This is a genomic window from Streptomyces sp. NPDC044033, assembly GCF_056434425.1.
Genome location: NZ_JBWKFF010000061.1, coordinates 1 through 4,306 on the forward strand (window position 1 = coordinate 1; position 4,306 = coordinate 4,306).

Consider the following 4,306-nt stretch of genomic DNA (forward strand, 5'->3'; position numbering starts at 1 on the left):
GAATGCAGCACCATCCCGGCCTCGTCGAGGGCTACCTCGCCAAGACCGGCTTGGACCTCGAACCCCCGTAACCCCAACCATTAATGACCTCTAGCGACCCGCTCTCTTCCGTCGCGTCGAGCACCACGCGGGGGTCCAGCCCAGCGTGCCGTGGGCACAACCTCGGACGACGGAGAGGGCGGTGCCTGGCCTGCGTACTGATGCAGCGCATCACCACCTGGGACGCGCACGCAACGCCCGTGGGCAGGGCCTTGCCGAGGTCCAGTTGACGGTTTCCCGGAACGGACCGCTATCTGGGGAGCGCGAGCAGCGCGGGTGCAGGTGACCGGCCAGGGCCTACACGTTTTTACCGCCACGGCGCGACGGCAGCGGGCCACGCGCCGCCGTCTTGGACCACGATCAGGTACCGGCTCATATACACAGTGTTCCGGTTATGCGAAGATCCCTCCCGTTCGGCCGGAGAGGCCAGGCCCTTCCAGAGCGGCATAAGCCGTGCTCACTGGCGCCCCGATTCCGAAGCGGACGCCCCAGGCCCTCTGCATTGCCCGAGCCCAACTCCGTACAGCCACCTGCGCTTTCCGTTCAGCGAAGCATGTCCCTGAAGGCTTACTGCGCTGCATCGGCGATGCGCTCGCAGTCGGCAACGCCGCCCTGCCCGGGTCGCTTGTTTCCCTACTCCTGCTGCAGCAGCTGGCTTTGAAGCTCGGTTTCGTCCACATCGACCGTCGATCGGAAGTTTGATGGTGCTATGCAGGGGTGGAGGAGACACACGCTCATGGCGTGCGCAGCCGTGTGTGGGGTGGCGGCCGTCAGTCTGGGTTCAGTGGCCGTCTTTATGGACCTGGAAACCGCAGACCGGCTAGGCAGCGTTCTGGGTGCAATGGGAGGGCTGGTTGGCCTGGCGGTCTCGATCTGGGCTCTCGCCGGCCCCCGCCAGTTGTCGGTCGGGGCCCGTGACGGGGGCGTTGCCTCGGGAGGGCATGTAGGTCGTGTCATCGTCGGCGATCACAATGAGGTGACGCCGAACGCGGCAGCGCACCGCGCCCCGCCAGCCATCGGCAACGTGCAGGCTTCGGGGGCGGGCAGTACCGCCGCCGCGGGCGATGTCGATGAGGTCATTACCGGAGACGGGAACCGCACATGACTCCCCCGTCGGTGTGGCCACGCCGGGACGGCACTCACACCGTCAGCGGCAACGGCCCTCGCGGCTCAGGCAGTCAGGTACGGGCGGACAAACAGTCGGTGGCTGCGGGCGGAGACGTCGGTGCAGTCGTCACCGGCGACCGCAATGCCATCACGCATGTCTACGTTCTCCCGTCCGTCGGCCCTCCCAATAGCGACACGGTCCGAGGGGAACTGGCCACCCGCCCCATCGGCGCCTGCCATCCGCTCGACCTGGAAGTGCATCACGCGATCCACCTCACCTCGGCACAAGAGGTACTGCCGACCTATGTGCCGCGCGAGCACGATGCTCATCTGCAGCACATCGTCGAGGCCGCACGCGCGGGCAGGAGCCAGTTGTGTGTGCTCGTGGGCGAATCCTCTACCGGTAAGACCCGTGCGTGCTGGGAGGCGATACAGGCTCTGGACACCGAGGAGTGGCGGTTATGGCACCCCTTTGATCCCACGCGCGCCGACGCCGCCCTAGCTGGCCTGGCCGCAGTGGGGCCTAAGACAGTGGTCTGGCTCAACGAGGCGCAACATTACCTGGCCTCTCCTCAGTTCGGAGAACGGATCGCGGCCGCCCTGCGCACTCTGTTGGCCGACACCCGCCGAGCCCCGATCCTGATCCTGGGCACCTTATGGCCGGTGCACTGGGACCTGCTGACAGCTCTCCCCTCTCGTTCCGGAGAAGACCCGAACGCCCAGATTCGACCGTTGCTCGCCGGCAGGCAAGTACATGTACCCGACGCGTTCACCGACCTCGACCTCATCGCCGTTCGCAGCGCCGCCGCCGTAGACGAACGTCTCGCGTACGCCCTTGTCGGGGCCGCCGACCGTCGGATCACCCAGTTCCTTGCCGGTGTCCCGGCACTCCTGGAGCGGTACGAACATGCCGGTCTTGCCGCCCGGGCCGTCCTCAACGCCGCCATGGACGCCCGCCGTCTCGGATGCGGGATAGATATACCCGTCTCGTTCCTCGAGGAAGCAGCCGTCGGTTACCTACCGGGGTCCGTGTTCGAGTCGCTGACCGACAACTGGCTCAGCAATACCCTCACCTACACCGAACGCTCGGTCCACGGTGACGCGGCGCTCCTGCGGCGGGCGCGTCCCAGGCCAGGCAGTGCCCCTACAGAAAGCTGTGTTCGGCTGGCCGACTATATGGAGCAGCACGGACGGCGGACACGCAGTGACCTGTGTCCGCCGACTTCCTTTTGGAACGCGGCCCTGCGTCATCTGCCAGGCCGCGCCGACGTCCTCGCACTGGCAAGAGCAGCCGAGGCCCGATGGCGGTTGCGCTATGCCCGGCTGCTTGAAGAGCGTGCCGGTGCACTGCCGTGGCATGAACCGAGCCTTGCTGCTGAGGACCAGTCCGATGCATTCGGCTGGATCGATGACTCCGATATCTGGCCCGCAGAGCACCTCACCTGCCAGGCCCTGGCTGACCTCGCGCTCTCGGCCGCCGAGACGTCGGACTACGAGCAGGCCGCGGCCTTGGCCCTCGAGGCTGCGGCCTGCTGCCAGCCCGACGCCCTGGCCGACATCGCTCTACAGCACGAACGCGCCGGACTGACCGTCGAGGCATCCGACCTAGCTCACCAAGCTGCGGCCAACGGCGCCTCTTACTGTCTGAGCCGCCTGGCCATGATGCGCGAAGACGATGCCCTCTTCGACCAGGCCGAACACTATGCTCGGGCGGCCGCCGAATACGGGATCACCAGCACACTCGCCGACCTCGCCGCGCACCGCGAAAGGACCGGAGACAAGGATCGCGCCCTCGACCTGTGGGAAGCAGCCGCCCAGTACGGGCATCCAAGAGCCCTGGCCACCATCGCCCGCTTCCAGCATGAGGCCAACGACACCGAAGGGGCCGCTCGTACCGCCCGCGAGGCACTCGACCGCGGAGAGGCCTACACCAGCCACCAAAGCAAACCCCTGTGGCAGCAGCTATGGCCACACGGCCTCGAACCAGACGGCACTCCTTCCGCGCCCCGCCCAGCAACGTGACTCCAACGTGCCTTACTGAAGCGGCCGTCCAGCCTGTCTGCTGCCCTGCCTCCTGCGCACGGCGCGCTCTGCTGTGACCTCAGTCCTCCTGAAGCCCCATCAGTATGCTCACGTCTTTGCTCTGCGCCGACGGATCCACCACGTCGAGCTCGAGCGGATACACAGGGCGGAGCCCGATGAGGTAGTAGCCCCGGGTTGCCGGGGACTTCACCCGGTATGCCGACACGTGTTGGATGGCGTCGTCATTGACAATCACTGTGCCTTGCAAAGTGTCGAGAATGGCCTTTGCGGCGTTGTCTGCATCGATGGTCTTGCGCCTGTGTTCCTGCACGGCGACCACCGTGGCGCAGATGGAAAGCCCCTGCCAGGTTCGAGGATCTTCGCGGCTGCTGGCGGTCTTTCGCATCTCCTGCACCACTCGCGCATGGACACGCTGTCGTGTCGCCGGGGTCTGCTTGGTGAAGGGCGGCACAGAGATCGGGAAGAAGGTGGGCCGTGCGCCTGGGCCGCTCAGCGGGAGAAGGTCGCACACGGGACACCTAGCAAACTGCATGAACCCTGCCTTGGTCGCCCGTCCACGACCCGACCATAGCCGTTGGCCGCCTCTCGAGGCTGCCGCGGCACACCTCCGAGGAAGGTCGGTGGGCGTCTTGTGTGCCGAGGGTTGAGTTGCCCGGCGCCCACCTGGGGCCCTCGGTGGACACGGCGGATCGCTCGGCCCGGTGTCCGGCCCGCCAGGAGCGGTCGCCGTGGTCACGAGGCCGCTACGGTGGCAGGGTGACTGTCGCGAACGACTCTACGGTCGGCAATGCCGGCCAGGCGGCTGGGTTCGTTGTCTCCGCTGAACTGGCCACGGCTTTGACTGCCCAAGGGCCGCACGGGGAGCGGGCGTTGAATCTCCTGCGGGATGCGGCGGCGGTCCTGTCCGATCCCGGCCGGTGGCACGCCCCGTACGAGGTGTCCCAGTCCTGCTGCCGGGGAGCCATCGACAGCATCCTCAACCTGGCGCCGAAAGACATCGAGGGGCCGCAGGCGGGGGGGGGGGGGGGGGGGGGGGGGGGGGGGGGGAGGCGGGGGGGGGGGGGGGGGGGGGGGGAAAAGAGAGGGGAGAAAGAGAGGGAGACGTGCGGGGGGGTGG

The 4,306-nt window shown here is 67.3% G+C and carries 2 protein-coding genes; one reads left to right on the forward strand and one right to left on the reverse strand.

What is annotated here, in order from left to right; all coding sequences use genetic code 11:
- The first annotated feature begins 1,242 nt into the window (after positions 1-1,242).
- Positions 1,243-3,168, forward strand: a complete 1,926-nt coding sequence (locus tag AC07AB_RS40105; protein WP_478577642.1) for a hypothetical protein — start codon at positions 1,243-1,245, stop codon at positions 3,166-3,168.
- Between the two features lie 79 nt (positions 3,169-3,247).
- Here AC07AB_RS40105 and AC07AB_RS40110 read toward each other — a convergent pair whose 3' ends face one another.
- The gene (locus AC07AB_RS40110; protein ID WP_478577645.1) at positions 3,248-3,721 is read right to left on the reverse strand and encodes a RusA family crossover junction endodeoxyribonuclease; all 474 of its coding nucleotides are present in this window, start codon (positions 3,719-3,721) and stop codon (positions 3,248-3,250) included.
- Positions 3,722-4,306 lie beyond the last annotated feature (585 nt).

Bases quoted from the DNA above. Each gene is read 5' to 3' on its own strand.
- AC07AB_RS40110 (WP_478577645.1), bottom strand. From the start codon at position 3,721: ATGCAGTTTGCTAGGTGTCCCGTGTGCGACCTTCTCCCGCTGAGCGGC.